Source organism: Caballeronia sp. dw_19 (genome assembly GCF_018449515.1).
Lineage (GTDB): Bacteria > Pseudomonadota > Gammaproteobacteria > Burkholderiales > Burkholderiaceae > Caballeronia.
In genome coordinates, this window is record NZ_JAAVUQ010000089.1 from 1 (window position 1) to 4,570 (window position 4,570).

Genomic DNA, 4,570 nt, shown 5'->3' on the forward strand with positions numbered 1-4,570 from the left:
GTTCGGACCGAGGCAATGGTGTAAATTGAGACACTGGGGATCAGGTGATTCAAGTGGTTTACCCACAGCGCAGGCGAATCCTTTGATACAGCCAGTACCCTTTGAATAACGTCATCACGGTGATTGATTTCTCCTCAATCTTCACGTAATCAGCATGCATCTCACCGGCGCGGCGTGAAGGTGCCTTTTTCTGCGCCGTCTAATGATCGACCGACACTGAAAACCCGCAACCAGTTGAGTACCTCATGAGGCTCAATACTCCATTTCTGTTCGCCGGTTTTCAAATAGAGTTCTCCTGCGCGGCTCATATCTTGGCTCGCCCGATATGTTTTGGGCAAGAAGGCCGTTTGCAAAGACGCAGTCTGCTCCTGGTATTGCTTCGACGCGGCAGCAGCAACGAACTTGAGGAAAGTGAGATGACTATGCCAACAGGTCCACCCGTAGGTCCGCACCCAATATCTGCGAGTGTAAAAAAATCGAATCTCAATCTTGACTCTCGGGGGAAGTCCTTGCAAACAAAATCGGTCACAACCGGTCGTTCGACTTCCGTCTTCAATTCTCAACACCTTCGCGAATTCGTCGCTTCGGAGCGCTGAGACTATGGCTGAGCGGCGAAGACTGTAGCGACATGTCATTTTGCGGTGCGAGCGCGGCGAGAGTCAGACACGCTCGCAGTATGGGGGAAGTGATGTACAACTGATCGCGGTCCGGATTGTCGGTGCTACCTGTCTAGTGGGTTGTTCCATAGTCCAGAATTGAAAGCAGTGTATTCTTTAACGAGAACGCAACGCGATCTATGCAAGGTCGAGTCCCAACGAGCAGACAAGTCCGAAAGCTATGGCTACAGATGCGATGTCCGATACTCGGCAGAAACTGCTGAATGAGTTGTTGCAGCACAAGACGGGGATGACGGTTGATGAGTTCATCGGAGCGACGGGGCTGAGCAGGACGGCGGTCAATCAGCATCTCGCGGTCCTTGAGCGGGCGAATTTGATAAGCAAGGCGGCGGCAAGGAAAACCGCGGGGCGGCCGGTCCAGGTCTACGTGTTGACCGAGCACGGGACGAACCAATTTCCCAAGCAATATTCCTGGTTTTCGGCGATGCTGGTTTCTACGCTCCGTGAGGAGATGGGTCCGGAGCGGCTCGACAACTATATGTTTAACCTCGGCATGAAGACGTCCGCCGCGTTGATTCCGAGGCTGGTCGGAAAGACGCGAGTGGAGCGTATCTCGGAGATCGTCAGGATAATGAACGAGGTCGGCTTTCGGGCGATGGAGATCGACTCCGGTGGGATCGGCAAGTTGCCGCGTGTCGAATGTACCAATTGCGTTTATCACGATCTGACCAAAGACTACCCGGAAGTCTGCCGCTTCGATATCGGGTTTCTGTCCGGATTGATGGGTACCGAAGTCGAGCATCAGACATGCATGCAACGCGGCAGCGATACTTGCCGTTTTCGCTTCAAACCGCTCGTCTAACTTCTCTCGGCCAGAGTAGGTCGCGTTGACGGCCTGTGGCAGTCAACGCATAGCACAGCACTTTTATCCCGCGGATTCAACTGGCGCAGCCGCGACCGGGTGGTGCAAAAGAGCACCAGCACGACATCGCCTCCGGTACTCACGCACATTCATAGAGCAAGCTCGCACGCGCCTGGAGGCATTTCCAAGCCGCTGCTCATGTTGCACAAAATTTGTCCCCTCGGCTTTTGACACTTTTAACTATTTTATATGGCATAAGTTATGCATCCTTCGCTTGCCAGCCGCTGCTCAACGGTGGCTGGCAAGTGTGAGTGGCATATTTCTGACTCAAAACCTTATGAGGTGTCGAACATGGCTATTGATTTCACAATGTCGGCTGCACAGAAGAGCCTGCAAGCGAAAGCACGTGACTTTTCGGAAACGATTTTGGCACCCGTTATCCCCGGAGCCGACCGCGAGCCCGACCCGATGCTCGCCTACGCGAAAACCAAGCCTGCGTATATCGAGGCTTACCGGGCTGGCATCGCAATGGCCATGTTGCCGCAGGAGTACGGCGGGGGAGGTTTGTCGTGCCTCGACTTCACGATCGCCGCGGAGGAAATCTGCGCGATCGACCCAGGCTTCGCCTGCACCGTCCTATGCAACGGACTCGGCCTCATGCCGGTTTCGTGGTACGGGACGGAGGAGCAGAAGAAGCGGTTCATCGGCGCCGCGACCTCGGATCCCGCTGGCGAATACCTCGGCGCCTGGACAGCGGGCGAGCCCCCTGGAGGTACCGGCGGGACGGCAAATTTCGATAGCCCGATTCCTACCGCCGGAATTGGTCTCACCGCGGTCCTCCACGGCGACCACTATGTGCTGAACGGCCGCAAGAAATGGTCGTCGGCGGCTGGATGGGACGGACTTGGCGCCAACGCGCAAACGGTGATCGTGCGCACGAACGGATCCGTTGGCGGCACGCAGGGCCTGTCGGCGATGGTCGTCGAGCGGGGCACGCCCGGCATCACTTACACGTTTCTCGACAAGGAGGCACACCGCACGACCTCGAACGCCTTCATCGAGTTCAAGGACGCGCGCGTGCCAGTCGAGAATCTGCTGCCCGGCGCGGAGGGAAACGGCGACTTGGTCATCAATCGCAACTTCGCGTGGTCGGGCCCGGTCGCGGCCATCGCAGCCGTTGGCGTGGCGCGCGCCGCATATGAAGCGGCGTTGAAGTTCGCAAAGAAGAATACGGCTGGTTCATTGACTCCGATCATTCAGTTCCAGAATGTCGGCTACGTACTGGGCGACGTCGCGGCCAGGATCGAATCGGCGCGGTACTTTTCCTGGCGCGCGGCCGATTACCTCGACAAGCACGACCAGCATGCGGAACTCGTCGGTGCCATGTGCAAGATCAACGTCACCGAAACGATGTTTGACTGTGTCTACAAATGCATGCAGATCGTCGGCGTGAACAGCTTGAGCAAGGAGTACGGCTTCAACAAGTACCTGCGCGATGCCGCGTTACTGCCGATTTATGACGGCGGTAACATGGGCATGCAACGTCGGCGTGTGCATGGCGTGCTGGCACATGACAGCTTCAATCCGCGCGCGGCAATGGACGATGAAACCGTCTACTTCCAGAAGACGATGGAGTCGATCGGTACGGTTGCCGATGCGTACAAGGCACCCCCGGGCGCTCCTGCGGTATCGGCCGCCACGCTGGAAATGGCGTAACAGCAGCCGCCTCTTGTCGTCGCCGGTCCGGGCGCGTGGAGGCGTCCGGACGAGTCAATGCACAAGCAAATGCGATGTCAATCGATTTCACTTTAAGCACCGCCCAGCAGAAACTCCAGCGCAACGCCCGTGAATTTGCCACGGAGATCCTTCAGCCTCTCGTGAAGCGCGCAGACGAGGAGCCGGATACGCAGAAAGCGTTTCTGATGATGAAGGGCGCTTATGTCGAATGCTACAAACTTGGCTTCGCGACCGGTTTCTTGCCCAAGGAGTATGGGGGCGGTGGCATAAGCAACGTGGACCTCCAGGTCGTGGCAGAAGAAATAACGGCTGTGGATCCCGGGTTCGCGACCATCCTGCTGGTGAACGGTCTCGCGCTGATGCCCCTCGTCTGGTTCGGTTCGAGTGAACAAAAGAAAAAATGGCTGGGAGAGGCGACTTCTGATCCAAGAGGTGAATACATTGCCGGATGGACGGTCAGCGAGCCTGTGGAAGAGAGCAGCGGGACCGCGAATTTCGATCATCCCGACGCGCAACCAACTGGTATCGGACTCGTCGCGAAGCATGACAAGCGTCGCGGCGAGTATGTATTGAATGGGACGAAATATTGGCCTTGCAACGCGGGGGGGTGGGACCTGCAGGGCGCCAGCGTGAATGTCTGCATTGTCCGAACTGACGGCCACAAGGGAGGCAGGGAAGGCCTTAGTGCCATCATCGTTCCGCGGAGAACGCCCGGAGTCTCATATGGACAACCCATTTCCAAACTGGGCCATCGCCTCTGTCAGAACAACGCGATGACGTTCAACGACTGTCGCGTGCCCGAGGATCATATCTTTGCACTCGGTGACGGTGACCTGGTGATCAGCAAGGCGTTCACGTGGTCGGGGCCAGTGGCCGCGATTGCGGCGGTGGGCGTGGCGAGATCCGCCTATGAATTCGCATTGAAGTGGTCGAAGACGCGCAGCGCCGGCGGCGGTCCGCCCATGATCAACCATCAGGCGGTGGGGTATATGCTCGCCGATATCGCAATGAAGATCGAAGCGTGTCGCGCTTTTTCATGGAAGGCCGCTCACTACCTTGATCTCCATGATGCGGAGGGGCACGCGATAGCGGCAATGGCGAAGATCTACTGCGGCGAAACGCTTTTCACAGCCGTGTTTCGCACGCTTCAGATCATAGGCGTGAATGCTCTCGACAGAAAACACCCGATGGAAAAATTCCTGCGCGAAGCTGCTGTTTTTCCGCTCTATGACGCGGGCAATGTTGGAATGCAGATGCGGAAGATCTGGGGGGTCATGCTCGATCGCGATTTTGACCCCAGAGCGATAGCTGATTCGCGGCGAATCGATTTTTCCAAATCAATGGAGAGTGCTGG

3 protein-coding genes are annotated in these 4,570 nt (G+C 57.0%); all 3 read left to right on the forward strand.

From position 1 onward, the window contains the following. The first annotated feature begins 852 nt into the window (after positions 1-852). Positions 853-1,479, forward strand: coding sequence for an ArsR family transcriptional regulator (locus tag HB376_RS40460; RefSeq protein WP_255631895.1), 627 nt, complete (start codon positions 853-855; stop codon positions 1,477-1,479). A 351-nt stretch (positions 1,480-1,830) separates the two neighbouring features. Next, positions 1,831-3,195, forward strand: coding sequence for an acyl-CoA dehydrogenase family protein (locus tag HB376_RS40465; RefSeq protein WP_213769286.1), 1,365 nt, complete (start codon positions 1,831-1,833; stop codon positions 3,193-3,195). Positions 3,196-3,269: 74 nt separating this feature from the next. Next, positions 3,270-4,570, forward strand: a 1,301-nt coding sequence (locus HB376_RS40470) for an acyl-CoA dehydrogenase family protein (RefSeq protein ID WP_213769287.1), incomplete at its 3' end; no start/stop codon positions are given.